General features: G+C 59.4%; 15 protein-coding genes. 4 read left to right on the forward strand and 11 right to left on the reverse strand.

The features are described from left to right. Positions 1-78 precede the first annotated feature (78 nt). Together ABE423_RS05100 and ABE423_RS05105 are read left to right on the forward strand one after the other, a co-directional pair. The gene (locus tag ABE423_RS05100; protein WP_346485237.1) at positions 79-390 is read left to right on the forward strand and encodes a hypothetical protein; all 312 of its coding nucleotides are present in this window, start codon (positions 79-81) and stop codon (positions 388-390) included. Next, the gene (locus ABE423_RS05105; RefSeq protein WP_346485238.1) at positions 387-662 is read left to right on the forward strand and encodes a hypothetical protein; all 276 of its coding nucleotides are present in this window, start codon (positions 387-389) and stop codon (positions 660-662) included. Before ABE423_RS05100 ends, ABE423_RS05105 begins: the two co-directional genes overlap by 4 nt. Positions 663-790: 128 nt before the next feature. Here the strand turns inward: ABE423_RS05105 and ABE423_RS05110 are convergent, their stop codons facing one another. From ABE423_RS05110 to ABE423_RS05120, 3 genes are all read right to left on the reverse strand, one after another. After that, complete coding sequence (locus ABE423_RS05110; RefSeq protein WP_346485240.1) at positions 791-1,090, reverse strand: hypothetical protein; 300 nt, start codon at positions 1,088-1,090, stop codon at positions 791-793. A 590-nt stretch (positions 1,091-1,680) separates the two neighbouring features. Further along, complete coding sequence (locus ABE423_RS05115) at positions 1,681-1,899, reverse strand: hypothetical protein (protein WP_346485241.1); 219 nt, start codon at positions 1,897-1,899, stop codon at positions 1,681-1,683. A gap of 427 nt (positions 1,900-2,326) precedes the next feature. Continuing rightward, positions 2,327-2,656: a hypothetical protein gene (locus ABE423_RS05120; RefSeq protein WP_346485243.1), complete on the reverse strand. Its 330-nt coding sequence runs from the start codon at positions 2,654-2,656 to the stop codon at positions 2,327-2,329. A 1,352-nt stretch (positions 2,657-4,008) separates the two neighbouring features. Here ABE423_RS05120 and ABE423_RS05125 point away from each other — a divergent pair. Continuing rightward, entirely contained in the window at positions 4,009-4,812 is an 804-nt protein-coding gene (locus ABE423_RS05125; RefSeq protein WP_346485245.1) for a hypothetical protein, read from the forward strand. A gap of 61 nt (positions 4,813-4,873) precedes the next feature. After that, positions 4,874-5,362, forward strand: coding sequence for a hypothetical protein (locus ABE423_RS05130; RefSeq protein ID WP_346485247.1), 489 nt, complete (start codon positions 4,874-4,876; stop codon positions 5,360-5,362). 23 nt (positions 5,363-5,385) lie between these two features. Here the strand turns inward: ABE423_RS05130 and ABE423_RS05135 are convergent, their stop codons facing one another. The 8 genes from ABE423_RS05135 to ABE423_RS05170 all read right to left on the reverse strand — a co-directional run bounded on the left by ABE423_RS05135 (position 5,386) and on the right by ABE423_RS05170 (position 16,930). After that, complete coding sequence (locus ABE423_RS05135) at positions 5,386-6,219, reverse strand: hypothetical protein (RefSeq protein ID WP_346485249.1); 834 nt, start codon at positions 6,217-6,219, stop codon at positions 5,386-5,388. Positions 6,220-6,239: 20 nt separating this feature from the next. Continuing rightward, the gene (locus tag ABE423_RS05140; protein ID WP_346485251.1) at positions 6,240-7,004 is read right to left on the reverse strand and encodes a hypothetical protein; all 765 of its coding nucleotides are present in this window, start codon (positions 7,002-7,004) and stop codon (positions 6,240-6,242) included. A gap of 830 nt (positions 7,005-7,834) precedes the next feature. Then, on the reverse strand, positions 7,835-8,506 hold the full coding sequence (locus tag ABE423_RS05145; RefSeq protein ID WP_180845245.1) for a hypothetical protein: 672 nt from the start codon (positions 8,504-8,506) through the stop codon (positions 7,835-7,837). Between the two features lie 1,030 nt (positions 8,507-9,536). After that, positions 9,537-11,798: a hypothetical protein gene (locus ABE423_RS05150; protein WP_201117422.1), complete on the reverse strand. Its 2,262-nt coding sequence runs from the start codon at positions 11,796-11,798 to the stop codon at positions 9,537-9,539. Positions 11,799-11,801: 3 nt separating this feature from the next. After that, positions 11,802-13,481: a D-Ala-D-Ala carboxypeptidase family metallohydrolase gene (locus ABE423_RS05155; RefSeq protein ID WP_241885996.1), complete on the reverse strand. Its 1,680-nt coding sequence runs from the start codon at positions 13,479-13,481 to the stop codon at positions 11,802-11,804. A gap of 1,244 nt (positions 13,482-14,725) precedes the next feature. Further along, positions 14,726-15,202: a hypothetical protein gene (locus ABE423_RS05160; RefSeq protein WP_081352268.1), complete on the reverse strand. Its 477-nt coding sequence runs from the start codon at positions 15,200-15,202 to the stop codon at positions 14,726-14,728. Between the two features lie 551 nt (positions 15,203-15,753). After that, a complete protein-coding gene (locus ABE423_RS05165) occupies positions 15,754-16,449 on the reverse strand; it encodes a phage antirepressor N-terminal domain-containing protein (RefSeq protein ID WP_346485254.1) in 696 nt (231 codons plus the stop codon). Between the two features lie 226 nt (positions 16,450-16,675). Then, on the reverse strand, positions 16,676-16,930 hold the full coding sequence (locus ABE423_RS05170; RefSeq protein ID WP_154264540.1) for a hypothetical protein: 255 nt from the start codon (positions 16,928-16,930) through the stop codon (positions 16,676-16,678). Positions 16,931-17,156 lie beyond the last annotated feature (226 nt).

The raw sequence follows: 17,156 nt of genomic DNA on the forward strand, positions 1-17,156 counted from the left end.
AGTAGACACTGCAATCTCGTGGCTCTTCTCCGGTGCAAAATCCTTTGCTCCCGTGTCCAGCCCCACAACGGCACGGCTATGCACCCTCCCAATGCCTTCAAGATTCATTCGATCCTGCCCCAGCTTGCGCTCAATGGCGCGATCATCCACCTAAAGCAGGTTCGCTCAACCTGCAAAAGCTGTGGACTCAGGTCGTCAATGACTAAAGACGCAGGCTTTCAAACCGATTCGAAGGGAACCACCCTCATCTGCCCAGCTTGCGCAGCTACAGGTTTGATGGACGAAATGGAGATCTGGCATCACTGGCTCGAGCAATGCCGTAGTGAGCGTCTGCTTGCGCTATTCGACCCAAAGCCCGACGATCCGTTCGATACCGAGGCCGCTAAATGAACGATGGCATCTCCGAACTGCTGGACCGCCTTCATTCCTGCGAAGTCGCGATCGAAGTCCATCGCGGTTATCTGAAAGCAATGGAGTATGGGCTGCGCATGGCCATCGCGACCCATCCCGCGCGCGAGCACCTGTCCGCAGTGTGGCTCCAGTTGCTGCCAAAGATCGCGGCAAAGCACCGAGACGATGGCGGCGAGCTCTTCGTCGCCGCCTTTGAGCAGGCCCTTACAGTTCTAACGGAGCAAATAGGCGAACCAGCTAGCCCTTCATAAGCTGCGACCACACGGAGGCTTGCCGCTTAGGCAGCGCTCCTCAACAGCCTGGATAGGCACAAGGGAGCATTCGGGGGCTGCAGGGGATCCACAAGACGATTGTCCTTCAGCCATGGAAGCGGCGACCCTCAGCCGTCGGCTGGGTGCCTTCCAGCCAAACTCCCCATCGTGAAGGCATACCCGGCTTCTTCCAGAAGTGCTCTCATGCGCAGCTCCACACGACGGGGGGAGCGCAGTCCATTTGGTGCATAGAGAGCATATACGTAGCCAGCGCCGTCAATGATTTCGCGGCGGACTGCGCACTCGGTTGATTCAGTAGCTTCGCACCAGACAGTCATCAGCCTAGCCGGGCTGATCGACTGCCCATTGCGAAGTCGGAAGAAAAGCCAGCGCACGCCTGGCGGTTGAGCTGGATCTACTCTAGCCATTGCGAGCCCCGGATTCGTCTGGATAGATCACTGAGAACTTCAGGATCCAGGCGAGGGCGCTCATCTTTCGAGGAACGTGGCAGATCTATGCGCTCACTACCGTTCACTAGAGCGGGGAGATCTGACTGCAGATCAATCCACCACTCGGAAGGAAGCCGGAGCCCAGTACCCGTTCGATCGTAGATGCATATCGGGAAATTCATAGCGTTGCTCCTAGATGTACCGAGCATACGCTTGCACAATGTCAGGCCGGAATGCGACTGCTACAACGCTGACGCATCAACTCTCTTTGCACATATGAAAACGTGTGCTTCGTCTCGCTGAACTTTCAGGAACGACTCAAGCCAGCAAAGAGCAGCGCCTCTATTCGAAATCACCCTTCCCAGCTTTTCAGTCAAACACCGCGCACATTCCATTCCTCCAGGGCTTTCACCTTGGCAGGTCCGGCACTGAGCCATCGTCGTCGTGGTCGCCGGGCGCGATTGATACATGATCTTCGTCATCAAGTTCACAGCTTGAGCGTGGGACGACATTTTGGCGATCCTGTTGATACGGAAGGAGCCGCGCTTGGCGCGGCCACCTCTTATGCATCAACGACGATTGTCGTGATCGACACCGACCTTTGGGGCCTGGCCAGGGCTTGGCTGACCAGGCTCAGTGCTGTTCGGCTGCTGCTGTTGCTGCCCTTGCTTTCCGGCCAAATCCTCACCAGCGAGGTCCTTCCCGTCTGTTTGGCCCTGCTGGCCCGGGTGCTTCTTATCGGCATCCGAGTTGCGACTGTCATTCTGGTGCTGGGAAGTGTTGTTCATGTCTTACTCCGATGCAGCCATCTGCTGCCACCCCACAATGGCCCCCAGCGTGTTACGCAGCCGTGCCCGATTGGCACCAGTATGAACAAGCGCCATGAACAGGCCGCCGATTCTAAGGGTGTACAGTGCAGCTCCAAGAGGAGAAGAACATGGAACGCAAGAGGAACAAGGATTTCGTTGACGTCGAACGTGAACTCACGCATTGGGGATTGGCATTCAACTCTGGTGTGCTACCGGCCATTAGCTTCCGTCATGAAGTTGACCCGGTCATCCGGCTCGCATGTGATATCTACATCAGAGCCCCCCACGGAACACGCGCAGAATGGCTGGACGACCTCGAGGGCAGACTTGCGGCCCGATCCAGCCTGCGTGGTCACCCTGGTGCAGCGGAGATCGCAGGCCAATGCTGGTCGCGTCTCTCTTGCTCCTAGGAGTCTTCTTCCCGCGAGGCTGCGTCGTTCCCTTCTCTCATGAGCTGATCATTCAGCACGTGAACGATGGACATGACCGCATCGGCGAGCGCTCTTGAGTCGCTGATTGACCCGTAGAAGTAGATCTTCGAGCCTTCAACCCGGACTTCCGCCAGGGAGAGCTGAGACGCCAGCGCGTCGCACTTCCTCACGAAGAGCTCAGTCCAGCGGACACCCGGCGCAAGATCCAACAACGCAATGATGGCCTCATCAGTAGAGGAATCGACGCGCTCATGTAGCTGTGGCACATCGAAACCGACAACTCTTGGAAGCATGGAGGCGCTCAACGGCCTGTCCTCTCGCCTATGGGTCATCTGAGTATCACCCACGGTACGCGGATCTACAATCTGCCTAGACCCACATCGAAGTACCTACGTGGCCCCCTTTCCTCTCCCTGTTCTTCTACCTTCTGACAGGGAGAATGTATCTTGACGCTTAATTGGAGCTACATGATCGAGGCGTTCGCACAGGGCTGGAGGCATTTCAGAATGGCTCCCACGCGCTCGAGAATAGACAGTCCGAGTGGCTTAAGAAGGGAGGCACGTTCCTTGCCAGATGAGCTATCGGCTTGAACAAAGCGATTCTTCAGTTCCACGACCTGCAGGAACTCTGCCAGACAGGCAAGAAGCCTAGGCTTGCCACTGTGATCCGATGGGCCAACGAATGCAGCATCCATTTTCCGTACGACGGAAGCGGCCGGATCTGGACCACTATGGACGCGCCCAATGAAGCGCTTGGCCTAGCGGGAGCAACGCCACATCTCGAGCCCTACGATCCTAATGACTTCTGACGGCGCCATTGCGCCTATCGGTCAGTAGATCGACTTGTTCAAGAGCTAGCGGCGGCGAGGTAGAGGTAAAGGCAATATGCTCGCGTCCGAAATCGATGCGTTGGCAATGCGAACGCATCTGCCAAGCATGACGACATTGGACATCATTCGAGCGGCTAGCCAGGTGACGCGATCCATAGGGCGCCTGCCGCTTTCAGGTCACAGGTGACGTCACTGCTGCGTCACATCCTGAAAAGGTTTGAGAACCGTTTCTCGAAGTCTCCGCAAAGCGCAAACCATTCATGGAGTGCGGCGCCGCCGAGCTCGCTGTCCGTATCGGTTAGTCTCTCGCCACTTCAGTACCTCCCCGGCTACCCATGTGGCCGGGCGCATGGTCAGGCGTACCGGGAAGTCTGGGCGACACGCCACCGTCTCTAGGACGGATCGAGGTGTCAGCCCTAAGAGTTTCCCAACAGCAGCCGCGTTTATCGCTCTGAGCTCAAATGGCACCGAGCTATCGTGTTCGTTCATGGCCACACCCGATTACAACGGCTGGGCTCATCAGCCTATCCAAGAATGCTGCCCCTATCGCCCACTACAAATTAGGACTCGAACACGCTGTCCTGCAACGCATTTGAGATCAAAGGCGTAGTCAACGACCGGAGCACAGAGATCTCCTGCACACAGTGCTCGCTCGCCTGTCGCCAGAGATCGTTCCGGCGCCCTGCCCTCAGCTGGCAAAGCCACGCAGTAAAACTTGCCAACCTAGTCCACTTCCCTTAGCTTCGCTCCGCGCGCCCTTGCCCAGTCCTTCATCGGGCTCTGCACATTGACTCGGTCGCCGGCTGCATCGGGGGTATATTTCACTCCATGTCCAATCGACAGCCGAACTCATCCCGCTACGAATCGAAGGCGGCGCAGCAACTGGTCGAAAGCCAGCGCAAGCTGACTCCGCGAGTCACCGACATGCTCCTCCGTCTTCTGACCATGGCTGGAACTGCTCCGCCAAAAGCGCAAGAGCAAATGGGCCAGGGTATCGGAAGACGGCTGACAACTATGCTTGAGGCGACCAACGCGGTCTTCTCTCTCATCCCGCCAAGCAACACCAGAGTGACACGAGATGCTTTGAAGAATGCCACCATAAATCTCCAAGCCTTCCTCATCCATACCGTAGGCATCATGGACAATATGGCCTGGACCTATGTCTACTGGCACGGGATGGAACACGAAGTACACCGGAACGATGTTGACCTCTTCAAGGCCAAGATGCAGGAAAGGCTCCCGATCAGGCTGACCGACCATCTAAACAGTCCAGATCTGACTTCGTGGCGAGACACCTATCTAAAACCATACAGAGACTCTTTGGCGCATCGGATTCCGCCGTATATCCCGGAAACCCACACCCCCGAAGAAGCACGCAAGTTACAAGATCTAGAGCGCCGCATTCAAACCGCTTCAGAAGCGGCTGATTGGGACGGTGCGCTTACGCTTCAGGAAGAAATGCGTGGCATCCAGGGCCATGGCTACCTAATGGTCTCCTCATTCGCGCCCAGCACCGGGCCGGTATTGCTCCACCCCCAGATGCTTTCCGACTTCGAGACCATCTTCGATGTGCTGGGGGAGTTTGTCCTGGCTATAGCTACTGCGCCTCGACCACGCAGAGCCCAACCGTAAGGCACCCCAAAGCCTTGCGCCAGCCTTCTAAACCCGTCAATTTCCTTAGCGAGTGCCTCCAATGCTGGTTGAAGCCGAGAACTACTTCGCTTTTATAGTCGAGCCAACCTGCGCCGAATACTTCGAGCGACCGTGGGAGTTCCGCCGAGGGATCTTGTCACTGATCGTGACCTCTCACATGGTCGATTACTGGGTGATGGGCAGCTACGCGGGAAGTCAATCCAGAAAGGCGATGGGCGACGCAGTGAGCCACGGCCGCTTAGCTCTGACGGATCTTCACCCAGACTTGCAGCTACTCGCCGACGCAGCTGATGCAGCCAAGCATGGAAGGCTCGCATCACTTCAGAATAGGGCCCGGCAGATCACCGGAGCCGATCAACTACAATCGACCCCTAGCATCTTTAACGCTCCTTTCGGCCACGGTGTGTTTGCCGAGGCGATGGAAATCTACTTCGATAGCCCCAACGGCCGACGCGTGAGCATCCGGAAACTCCTAACGCAGACCTTGGACTTCTGGCGAGGCCATCTGGGAATTCAATCCCAGTCTTAGAGCCCTAACCAAGCAGCAGCGTTCTAAGCTGCTTCAAGGACCTTCTCTGCCCCTTCGAAGGCGGATGTGACGGGATAGAAGCGAAGCTTAGCCGCCACTGCCTCAGCCTCAATTTCATCACGCGCACTGGCTACAGCCGCCCTCTGCTTGTCACCTAGGGTCACGTCGTCGTTGCGAGTAGTCGCGCCTATCAAGGCCGCCCCTGAGATTCCAACCAGTTCGCGAGCACGCTGTAGCTCAAAAAGGCGAGCCCTAGCATCACGAATGCTTGCACCCACACGCAATGGATGAACCACACAGAAGTGAAGCAGCGCTCGTTGTGAGGCGAAACCGAACTTCACAGGATTGCCTCCGTTGACTAGAGGTGTGGAACGGCCAAAGTACTCCGAGAATTCCGGGCGCTGCGCTAGTACCAGATCCCTAACCTCAGTACTAAACCGTCGATTGACGTCCTCTGGAAGCGGTGTCTCCGCTTGATCAAGGTCTTCTAGCTTGGCGAGGCTTGCCATACTGGAGTAGAGCAACGCAGCTGTACGCAAGAGGTCGTTCAAACTGTGGGCTGACGTTTCCCTCAGCGGCCCAGGAACCAGCCCCATGTACTTCGCTTCCGTCGACCCAATGTTCCCATTGCGCTGCTCAGCAATAGCGACATATGTTGACAACGCTTGGTCAATTAAACGGCGCGCACCAGCCGCCTGAGCACCGAACATCCCATCAAGCGACTCGTCTCGAATGAAACGGGATACACCCGCTGTGCCCTCGAAGCAGTAAAGGACTCCAACAAGGATTCGTTCACCAGTTCCCGTCACTGGCTCCCAGAACATGGGCCGCCAGGGGTGACGTTGGGGCTTGGTCACGATAGATTCCGTAGGCGTATTCATCGCAGATCTGCCAATAGATCATCAGGTCTAGGGAAGCGAGCAGTGAGACGTGCACCCAAGTCCTCAAGGCGCTCCACGATCAGCGCTTGCCAAGGTCCTGCGTTGTGCAGCCTTTCCACAGCAAGCGCCGCACTTGCAACTTCTGATCGATTTAGAGCCAACCACTGGGCAATTGCCCCCTGTAGCGCCTCGTCCGCCCTTCCGGCTTCGACCATCAGTATGCACAGCTTATTCAGATCATCCATGTGAAGGCCGTTTCCGAGCGCTAGTGCGTGATCTATCCATGCCTCTTGGGTGCCGTCCCAAAGGATATTTCCGAGATTGCGGTCGCGGTTGTCTATCGCTTCATCTATCGCGAGAGCGAGCGGGGTGGAAGGGAAGGAACTGACCAAAGTGGTAGCCAGCCTAAACGCTGTTTCCTGATCTGCCTCCGCGTAGCCTGGCCCTAGTCCAACCCGCTGCTTGAGATTCGGGTATCCAACATCAGCACTGGCAAATGACACCCCGTGGGTGTCCTTGATGAGAAACGGCCGAGGAACGACCAAACCCCATCTGCTTAGAAGAATAGAGCAGAGCGCCTCTGCAAAGACGAGTTCCGGAGGGTCCCGCTTTAGAACTGCGGCAAGAAGCTCGCCGCTTGCCGTCTCAATTACACACCGAAGAGCTCCAAAGTCGCCGTCTCCGGCTGGCGTTTCCGATCCTTCAATTACGGTGGCCCAAGCCAATTCCATCCCCCCCCCCGAAGCCTTGGTGGGCGCCATGCCCGAATGGGGAGATGCTAACCGGCTTAGAGCCCACCGGCCAATGGCGGACGAGGGTCGCCGGATGGGTTGTTCGCGGGCTGTAGTGAGATCAAGGAGCAATCCGCAAACATCTAGCCCTTAAAGAAAAACAGCAGCGGACAGCGCGCAGTGGTTCGTGAGAAGAAGTGGCAAGGACGCAGGCATCTAACGGCCTAGCCCGCCTTTAGGGCCTGACAAAACTCAGTTGATGGGGTCAGTTCGGTAGGCATAGTGACTGTCCACCATGACCACCGCCGTGGGACCTACAAAGGCGACTACCAGGCCGCAGGTACATGCCTCGCCGACCTCCCCGGGGCACCCGTCCTCATGCAGGAGGTAGTGCCGATCAATCCTACGGATGAGGTCCTTCGCCAGCCCAGCGCGCGTAATCAGGTCCACATAGTCCAGCTCTCCCTCTGCCGGAGGGACTTGGGGAACATCGCAAAGCAACATACAACCGCTCCTTTTAGGGGCTCCAGATACTGGGGCTAAGGCCCAACTCGGACGTGCCGCCCTCAGCGCTCGCCCGCGTAAAGGTGTCACTAAATTCCGAAGACCCGGCCGGCCTCGCGCGCGTGCGCGTACTTGTCGCGAAACTCCGGGTTGGCGGTCGCCGGACTCGCGCGCGTAGAGGCGTCCATTAATTCCAGCGCCCTCGCGCATGGAACGATCCGAGCCCGATAACTCATTGATTTACAAGCACTCCACAAAACTGTGCCGTGCGCGTCTTGCCACCTTAGCCCCAGGATTCCCGAAGGACAGCGGCCAGTTGCCGAAGCGACACGCGCTCCCCACCCTTCCAGGCATTCCTAGCCGCCTTGGCCTTTCCTTCGACGCTTCGCGGGCCGGTCGCCCGCTCCCACGGTCGCCAGTTCTGGATTGCCTGCGCCTGCCGCTGGCGCCGCTCTGGGGTCCAGCCATTGCGCATCTGAGATCTCCTCCAATAGTTCGTTCGGCCGACTTTTTGTTCCCGCGCGCCCGGCCTCTTCCGGGACCGGCCCGGAACTTTCCGGGGCAAGGTTGTTCACCTGCTGGTGGCCACCGGCAATGTTGGCCTGCTTCACGAACGCCACGGCTCTGGGGTTCTTGATCTCGGCTAAGGTCTCCAGAGTCGTCCGGCACTGGGACTGTGCCTTCAGGGCCAGCCGCATGTATGTCTCGGTCGCCCTCAGGTGGCTACCCATGTTGAGAGCCGCTCGCCGACTCATCTCCAGAAACACCGCGTTGAGAGCTATGGCCTGACTGGTGAGAAGTGAGTCTGCCTGCTCGGTTCCTCCCCGCTTAGCTCGCTCCACTGCCTGCTGAGTAGCCCCTACAAGCTCGCCAATCTCCGAACCCTTGGCAAAGCCAGAATGCTGCGCAAACAGAAGGGCCAGAAACGCGTTGCTGTTGACCCCATCTGCCAGTTGCTCGGCATGGAGCTCCTCGTCCGATTGGCCTGGGCGGCGTGTGATCTTCAGCTCGGCGATGCTCGGGTCCATCGGATACTTCCCTCAGTTGTCTCGTTCAGACTGCTGGATCTATGTGGACGCCGCTGGACGGCCCAACGCGCGCGTACTGGTCTCAAAATCGGTGGTAGTCGGCCTAAGGTCCGCGCCAGCTCACTGGTGTACGATCCGCCCAAATAGGGGAGGACTCATGGACAGACTGTTCCCGACCGCGCTCGCCTTTATGGCCCTCTTGACGACGACCTGCGTCACCTCCGCCCAGACCTATGAGGGCAACGAGGGGGTCCTGTACGCCTGCGTTCGAGATGGGCTACGGACGTACACCTCTACGCCCCTACCCACCGACAGTGCATGCCGGACCATCAAGTACCGCTGGGTGGACAAGCACTCTGTACAGCCTGACCCGCCTGGCACCTTTATGGGCTACAAGTGCTCCTCAGACTGCAGCGGGCACAGGGCGGGCTATGCTTGGGCCTCAGAGCAAGGCACATCCTCGGTGCAGAACTGCCGAGGGAGCTCCAAGTCGTTCGTGGAAGGCTGCATGGCGTATGTAGCTTCTAGGACTGGGCAGGGTGGAAGATGAAGCCGCAAGATGCGCGCCTATTTATGGCTTCCCTCCTAGCCGCTGCTTCCTTAGTGGCTCTGCCAGGGTGCCAAACGGACTCCTGTAAGGAATACTCCCGATTTACCTGCAAGCAACTTGAAACGCAGACCTTCAACGTCTACTACTACGAAGTCACGGATACCTCATCTGAGCCGAATGAGATCTTCCTTGGCACAGCCATTGGGCTTCAGCAGTGCGGGACCGTCGCCTGGAATACCGCGCAGGCGAGGGAGAAGGACAGCGCAGACGACTGGTCGTATATCTGCTGCCTTCAGACTGACGAATCGTCATGCGCAGAGAAGCATCGATGAGCCAAAATCACCTACCCAATGGAGTGACCCGATGAGCAGTGACAAGGTAGACCTCTCCAACGTCGGTGGACAGCCGAAGGATTGGATGCAGCGGGAGCATGAGAAGGAAGTCGCATCAAACTCAACTGAAGGGTGGAAGGTATTCCTATCAGTTGGAGCGATCATTGCCTTGTTCGTCTTCGCTGCCTGGATGCTGATCTCGGTCATTTTTGGCCCGTTCCACTAGGGCTTTTGCGATCTCTTCCAGTTCTGGATCGTTCGCGGCAGCTGCCTGCTTCTGCAGGAGAATTGCCTGCGGCACTGCCGCCCCCCTCGGCATGTTGGTTTGTGAGGCAAGCCACCTCACGGCGATTGGGCTGGTGAGTGCGCGAGCAGTCGCATTTGCTCCAACTCCACCCGCTGCCACGCCGGCTGCAGTCCTGAAATGGCCACTGCCCAAAGCATTGAGAAGGCCAACCCAGTAAGCGATCGCGGTGACCTTATCGCCGCTGCCAGATGGGTTCGCATAGACCTTTGCGCCCTCTTTGATGTTGTGCGCAACCCGGGCCACCTGGTTCATCGACTCCCTGAAGTTCTTGCCATAGCGACCGAACAGCACCGCCTTGGCCTCCTCGCTCAGGTCATTCCAGTTGCGCATGAAAGTGGACGAACTGAAAACGTCGCCCTCTACGTTCTGATTCCCCGGCGTGGCTAGCCCCAAGCGCTTGATCACAGCTGCGGACACGGCCTTCTGCTCGTCCTGCGGTAGCGAGTACATCACGGCGCGGAGCGTGGTTGCACCATCCCTGGTGCCCGAAGTAGCTGCCTGGTAGACCTTCTCTGGGCCTCCATGTTTGTCCAGAATGCGCTGAACCAGATCATTCCTTTCAGCGACGTTCCGGGTGTAGTTGTTAGCACGTGCTGCGGCCCGCACTGCTGCCGGCCCACTGTTCTGCGCAGCCGCAAGCATGTCCTCCGACAGGGCCCCATAGACCTTCTGGAGCTCTTGCAGATCAGTGCTAGGGTTCAAGGGCGAGGAGCGCCCGATCTGCTCACCGATGTCGGTGCGGATGCGCTTGAGCGCCTCATACGTCAGGTTTCCGCCATTCGCCTGGAGATCCGCTTCGAGGTTGGTTCGAAGCCTAGTCATGCTGGGCTGGATCAAATCCCCGGTTGTTGCCCTTGCACTCGGGTTGGGAGTGGTGAGCCGCTGAAGAACGCGTTGCGTATTGGCCATGGGAGTCGGCGTGGTTCCAGGGATCTGCTGATCGACCGCCCAGTACAACGCGCGTTTCACCGCGTTTGTGTCGCCCTTAAAGGCATTCATGCCTCTCTCAATTGCGAGACCAGCGTTCTCCGAGCCCGGATTTGGCGACAGGTTGGAAGCCTTTGCCTTAAGCCCTGCGCCGATCCGATCAGCCTGGTCCTCGGCAAATCGGCCGAGTACTCCACCACTCGTAGGACCCTTGGATAGCAGGCCCTCCATCCCCTGAACCCATCCCGGCCCCGCAGCCTGTCCAACGGAAGGCGTCGCACCAAGTGCCTGGAAGTCAGCAAGTGTGTTCTGCATGCCTTGGCCAGAGCGGCCCCGAACCGCACCGCGCAATGTAGCCGCGCCGCCAGCCGTCGCAACACCTGGGGCGAGTCCACCCGCAAGCCCGGCAAGGAGCTGATTGCGTTCAGATGCTCCTGATTCGCGCGCTACAGAGGATGCTCCAGATCCGGTAATGGAAGACACAGTCTGCAGACCAGGCTGGGTGGTCAGGAGGTCGGCAAGGCGATTCCTGACGGGAGCCACATAGCCCGGGGTTCGTATTGCAGCGCTCCTTCCAAGATTGGCAAGTGCGTTGATCCCGACGCCGGCACCCATGGTGAGGCTAGTGCCCGCCAGTGCTTCAGCAACATCGCCCAAAACACGATCAGCGCCAGTCTGTGCCTTGGGTAGGCCGAGCCGATCTGCCAGAGCTGCAGCCTCTTCTCGGTACGGGCGCGACTCCTGCAGGCCCGCAGCACGCGCCACTGGATTGGCGACATAGTTGTTGAAGGCATCGCCGCCAACTGCACCTAGGAGGCCGCCAGCGCTCTGCAACGCCGAGCGAACGCCGAATGCGAAGTCACGCCCCCTGCCTGGCATCCACCCATCGGCTTGGCGACCATCTGCAGTACTGGAAACACTGGAGGTCACATCCGAGAAATCAGCCCGCTCGGGTCTTCCGCCAACAACTTCGAGCTCCATTGGAGCCTGTCCAGGCCAATTCACAGTGCGCGAGGTGTCACTGTCGAACGCCTGACGAACCTGAGCATGCTCAGCAGCAGGCACGTGCGGAGCAACAACTTCGTTCCAGTATTGATTACGAGCCTCCTCCTGCTGCTCTGGCGCAAGGGCCTGGTAGGCAGGGGAAGCGGCCACGTCAACCCATTTCTTGGCCATTGGTCAGTTCCAGAGATTGCTGTAGTTGGAAGAAGATGGCGTTGATGAAGGAGCTGCGCCTCCATAGTGCTGGCCAGCCCCTACAGCGGGCGCTGCGCTCTGAGCCCGCTCCTCGTCCGCCAAGGACTGTTCCACCGCGGACCTCCACTTCTTGTAGTGTGTCTTTACACGCTCAATGTTGTCTCTGATCTGAGCCTCAGACTGATTGGGATCGAGGTTGGCAATCGTTGATTGCAGCGCAACCAGCTCCTGTACCGCGATGGCGCCGAGCGCACCGCCCGTGGGCGACGAATCGCGCATCTGCTGCAGCCTGTCGAAGCCGAGGTTGGCCTTGATGGTTTCCAGTTCTGCAGCCAGATTGTAGGAGGGGCTCCCCTCAACGCCACGAGAGCGAGCGCCTACGAAGCCAGTCGAATATGGGCTTACTAGACCGAGCGCCTTGTCCAGCGACGTTTCCACGTTCCCGGCGGCGGTCAGAGCCTGCCTGTACTGCTGGATACGCTTCGGGCGCTGTGCTGCGTCCTTAGCCTGTGCTTCCGCCGCTGCTGTTCCGGCTGCCTGAGTGATCGCCCCCTGAGTCTTCACATCCTGCAGCTGACGCTCCTGATTGAGCTTGTTCGGGAAGTTGGCGTTCTCCACATTCGTCGTAGCCTGCGCAGTACGCGCAGCCTGGTCTTCGGGACTGCGACCAACTGCAAGTGCAGGATTAATATTGTTGGACGCGCCACGGGGAAGCTGCAGGTGGATGTGATCGCCCTCATCGATGGCGTGATAGCCAAGCTGGCGTGCTCGAGAAAGGAATGCTGGCTTGAGGTTGTTCGGGACCGTGTAGTCCGCAGCCGTGCCAGTGAGATGCTGACTGTTGGGCTGGCCGCCGACCTGGGCATTCCGCTCAGCAGATCGGACGCCGCTCGTCATAGTCACAGCTGGGAATTCGGTCGCCAATTGGCTGAATGCAGCGAAGTGATTGCCGTCTGCCGGAGTAGCTACAGGCTGCGGACCAGTCGGGGCTTGCGGAGCAGCACCCATCCCAGCAGTGCCGCCCAGCGGCACAAATTCCCCAGTGGACTCGTCGTACACCTCACGCGATCCCGTACGCGGGTTATTCCGGCCCATGCGCTTAAGACCGTCCGCTCCTTGGAATTCGAAGAATCCATAACCAGCGTTGGAGGCGCGGCCATCCAATCCCAAATTGATGCGGCGTGCGCGCTCCACATCTTCTGGTTTGAGACCCTGAGTCATCATCTCAAAAGAGCGAACATCAGTAGGAGTCTGGGATGTCCCTCCGCCGCCCATTGCCAGCACCTGATACACGGTCTGCGCGTAGTCCGGCTGCCAATCGGGGGACAGGTCCTGCTCAGTAGCAATGCCTGCGTTGATGAGGCTCGGACGGACGGCACGCCACGCCCCAGAAATCTCAGCTGGGTTCTGCCGGTCCAAGGCACCCTTGAGGTAGCGAGCTGCGTTGTAGACCATGTTTCGATTACGATCCTGCTGCCCCTGATACACCTGGGCGCGCTGCGGATCGAGAGCAAACGCCCGATCTGTAGCCGCGCGATCACCGGCGATCACCTTGGGGCCCAGGTCCTGCAGCTCCGCCAGCATGTTCCGCTGCGTGACTGCCTTTTGGCGCTCAAGACCGTTCTGCATGCCTTGAGCGAAAGAATCGTAGAAGGTGGCCATTGGATTCGGGTACTCCGTCTGTAGTCGCCTGGCTGCGAGTGGGAAGGAGCGCCTGGCGCGCCTTCATCGGCAAAAAAAGAAGGCGGCAGCTCTCGGGGGCTGCCGCCTGGACCCGCCCTTGGGGGGACATGGGGTCCTACTAGATAGGTCGGGATTTGGGCGTTTCTGACTCCCGCGTCCACTGCCGTCCATGTAGGTCTACTACTCGCAGGCAGATCCCACTGCGACGGCAACTCTCCGGCTGGCGCGAGCCAGCCATTCGAGCAGGCGCCTCTCGGCCGACTGCACCTCGCGACGAAACCGCGCCTCTTGCCGGGCTTGGTCCTTCGCCGACTCCCGATAGGACCGCTGAGGTCGACGAACCAGCAATCTGCGCGCCGCCTCCGACGCAGCCCACTCCGGATGGCCGCATGCGGTCATGTACCGACAGACCAACGGCCAGCCTCTCTCGTCACCGATGGCGTACAGCATTAGCCAGGCAGCAAGTGGACCGTCCAGGTGCGCGTCCGCCAGAGCGTGTAGCACCAGCCTGCTCGGCCCCCTGACAGGCGCGGCCGTATGCGATCCCTGCGTCTTCCAGCTCCGTAGCTGGCGAGTACGATCAGTCGCGGCCGGCGCGCGCATCACCGCCAACTGGTCAAAATCGAGCACTGCTTGGCGATCCTTCGGGCTGAACCTATCCAGCGCTTGCTTACGGGCCGCCGCCTGCGTCGGCAGGTACTTGGATGCTGCCTGCTCAATCGAGTGCACCCGATGGATAGGTAGGTAGGCACCGTCATCCATGCAGGACTCCTCGCTGAGGCTTCGCCTCGTCGCATGCCGGCTTGTGGGCCGTGTTGGCGCCCCGAAGCCAAACGCGCCAGCGATGCTCCTCACAACAAAATCGACTGCCTCGTTCTCCAGCAGCACCATCTCCAAGTACCGCTCATGGTCTCGAGATGGCATGGGCGGCCTCCCAGTGCGACCAGTCCGGCAGACGGACTACTCCGCCTGGCGAACCGGTTCGCGCTTCTACTTGGAGGCGTCCAGAAACGACCGCCGTGGCCTGAAGCCCTAAAGCCAATGCCTTGAAGCAAGAAGAGCGCGCTCCGCTTGGTATATATCTAGAAGGGTGTACACATAGCGACCTCGAAGGGGTGTGGATAACCGCCTGACTGGCCTGCATTGCGACCTCGTAGGTCTCTATGCGGGCCAACTCATAGCGGGATTGGCCTGCATAGCGACCTAGTTGGCCTACATAGCGACTACCCATTGCGATTCCTCCACAGGTTCAGTGGAGTTACGGTCGGTGGCTCAAGGTGCTTTTCGGACTCATCGACGGCGTAATAGGTCAGCGCGTACAGGCTGCACATGTTCTTGCCACCTTTGCGCGTCTCGATGATCCAGCCTGCGGAGAGGAGCTCAAGCTTGGCGCCGTGCACGGTCGCCTTGCTCCTCCAACCACGGGTCGAGAGCATCGACCAGGGGATGCTCAAATCGCCGTTTTTGCCAGGCCTGTATTGCCGGGCCAGTTCCAGCAGCAGCTTTACGGCGTTACCAGATAGCTGGCCGAACTCCGGCGAGTCGGAAATCCTGTGCTCAAGCATCAGGAACGGCGCGCCCTTCGACCGCCCTACGAGCTTCTGGCGCCGCCTGTCAGTGTTCTTCTTGGGTTGCGCCTGGCCATAGCTTGCGCCGCCCTCTGGAGACCGCTGGGCGCGGTCTTGGCTTGTACTGTGCATGTGCCCCCCAAGGGCAAGGAACTCGGCCTCAGCCGCGCTTAGGACGTTTGGCTCTACAGGTCGTCCCTGCGTCCACGTGACGCCAAGTCTTCTTCTTGCGGATGCACCTGATAGTTGAACTATTCACGCCGTAGCGGCGCGCCCAAACCTTGGTTGGAACGATTCCCACCGTGCGCAGCACCGCTTCCACCTCTGCAACGCTGAGCTTGCACTGGGAGGAGGGGCTGCCGAACTTGGCTATGTTCCGTGCGCGTTGAAGTCGGCGATTCTCCGAACCAGTCACCAATTGCAGGTTGTCCAGCCTGTTGTTCGACGAATCACCATCGAGGTGGTCCACCTCCATCCTCTTGGGTACAGGACCGTGGACGGCCTCCCACACGAGCCTGTGGGCATACCAGGTTGTGCAGGAACCACCTGCCCGGCGGTGAATGACCCTGATGTACCCGTCACGGTATCTCCGGCCTACTGTCCGCCCGCAGGCGCTCCATAGCTCCCCAGTACTCGGCGAGACGAGGAGACCGCTGGCGCAATGCAATAGCCTGTCAGTCGCGCTAGGAAGCATTGGGGGCCTCCCAACCGATCTGCTGAGAGCTGCACCAAGTGGCTGCATGCTGCTCAAGGAGAGGCTTGCGCTCACGATATGGTCTGCCCTGCCCGATCCACACCGCGTTCTGCATCCTGAGCTCTTGCTGCAGCTTGAGCTGGTCTGTGGAAAGCGAGTCCTCACAGACACCGCCAAAGACCCCAGTGATGCAGTGATTCACAAGTCGATGCTCGGTGGCGTAGTCGTAACCCTTCGGGTCCCTGCCCAGCCCAACCAGGGTGTCGTGCAGGATCCGGCACATTACGGTGCCTGCGACACGCTTTGCCATTGCCGCATCCTGCCTCGTGCCATTTGAGAGGAATGCCGCTGCGAGAACGTCAGCCGCCTGCTCTTGGAACAGCACCACGCGCTCCCGAATGGCAGCCTTCACCTTGTTAGGGTTCACTGTGGCCAGCCAGAACGGGAGCCTAGACAGGGGCAATGCCTGCATCTGGCGACCTTTGCCATCACCGGCAACCATCCCCCTTAAGGTAGACAGTTGCCGGGCCAACACGGGGTGAGATTTCAGCCTCTCGAGCTGCTTGGACCAATCCAGCCCCATACCTTCCACGATGGGCCGCATGGCGACAAAGGGTTGTCCTTGATGGAGACGGCCGATGAGTTCGGCACCGTGGAACTCGACGTGGACGATTCCAGTAGCCATTAGGCGGCCCTCCCCTCTTCGCAACGGGAGTCGATCCAGCACCTCACCGCCTCCGAGTCCCAGGCAGACAAGCGCGCAGCTACTCGGATAGGTCGGGGGAACCGACCATCCTTCGCCATCTTGTAGATGAGAGAGCGGGACATACCGCAAGCCGCGATCACCTCGGGCAGGCGCATTAGGGTTCGGCCCTGAGCGGCCACGCGCCCAAGCCGGATAGCATCGGAGGTCATACCGAGGTCTCCTTATGCTGAGCCCACGCCCGGCGGGCCGTGTCCGGCACCCGGTACTCAGTGAGGGAGTAAGCGCCGTAGCTGTCACGCCTCCGAACGCTGACAGCGAGAAGGAGCCCGCGCTCGATCAAGCCCCAGGCATCCTTACGGCCCGGCTTGGTCTCGGCATGGGGGTGATCTGCGGTCCAGCCACCAAGGTCCAGCAGACGTCGCTGATCTGGGCTCAGATCGGAGAAGTCGAATCCGCTCATCGCACGGCCTCCAGTCTGGAGGACAGCACACGCTGGAGATCGACCTCAGGGATCAGGGATCGAGTTCCAATTTTGACCGAGCGGATCTCGCCCGCTTTGATCAGCTCGTAGAGGGTCGTCCGGCTGACGCTGAGCCGGCGGCACGCGTCGGGGATTCGGTGGAGCAGTGGGTCGAGAGCGTTCGTGGAAATGACCATTGTCCGTACCTGTTAGATGGGTACGAACC

The organism is Stenotrophomonas sp. TWI1409 (assembly GCF_039673015.1).
Lineage (GTDB): Bacteria > Pseudomonadota > Gammaproteobacteria > Xanthomonadales > Xanthomonadaceae > Stenotrophomonas > Stenotrophomonas maltophilia_A.

Coding starts and splice junctions, on each gene's coding strand:
- ABE423_RS05100 (WP_346485237.1), top strand. CDS start 79: ATGCACCCTCCCAATGCCTTCAAGATTCATTCGATCCTGCCCCAGCTT.
- ABE423_RS05105 (WP_346485238.1), top strand. CDS start 387: ATGAACGATGGCATCTCCGAACTGCTGGACCGCCTTCATTCCTGCGAA.
- ABE423_RS05110 (WP_346485240.1), bottom strand. CDS start 1,090: ATGGCTAGAGTAGATCCAGCTCAACCGCCAGGCGTGCGCTGGCTTTTC.
- ABE423_RS05115 (WP_346485241.1), bottom strand. CDS start 1,899: ATGAACAACACTTCCCAGCACCAGAATGACAGTCGCAACTCGGATGCC.
- ABE423_RS05125 (WP_346485245.1), top strand. CDS start 4,009: ATGTCCAATCGACAGCCGAACTCATCCCGCTACGAATCGAAGGCGGCG.
- ABE423_RS05130 (WP_346485247.1), top strand. CDS start 4,874: ATGCTGGTTGAAGCCGAGAACTACTTCGCTTTTATAGTCGAGCCAACC.
- ABE423_RS05140 (WP_346485251.1), bottom strand. CDS start 7,004: ATGGCGCCCACCAAGGCTTCGGGGGGGGGGATGGAATTGGCTTGGGCC.
- ABE423_RS05145 (WP_180845245.1), bottom strand. CDS start 8,506: ATGGACCCGAGCATCGCCGAGCTGAAGATCACACGCCGCCCAGGCCAA.
- ABE423_RS05150 (WP_201117422.1), bottom strand. CDS start 11,798: ATGGCCAAGAAATGGGTTGACGTGGCCGCTTCCCCTGCCTACCAGGCC.
- ABE423_RS05155 (WP_241885996.1), bottom strand. CDS start 13,481: ATGGCCACCTTCTACGATTCTTTCGCTCAAGGCATGCAGAACGGTCTT.
- ABE423_RS05160 (WP_081352268.1), bottom strand. CDS start 15,202: ATGCACAGTACAAGCCAAGACCGCGCCCAGCGGTCTCCAGAGGGCGGC.
- ABE423_RS05165 (WP_346485254.1), bottom strand. CDS start 16,449: ATGGCTACTGGAATCGTCCACGTCGAGTTCCACGGTGCCGAACTCATC.
- ABE423_RS05170 (WP_154264540.1), bottom strand. CDS start 16,930: ATGAGCGGATTCGACTTCTCCGATCTGAGCCCAGATCAGCGACGTCTG.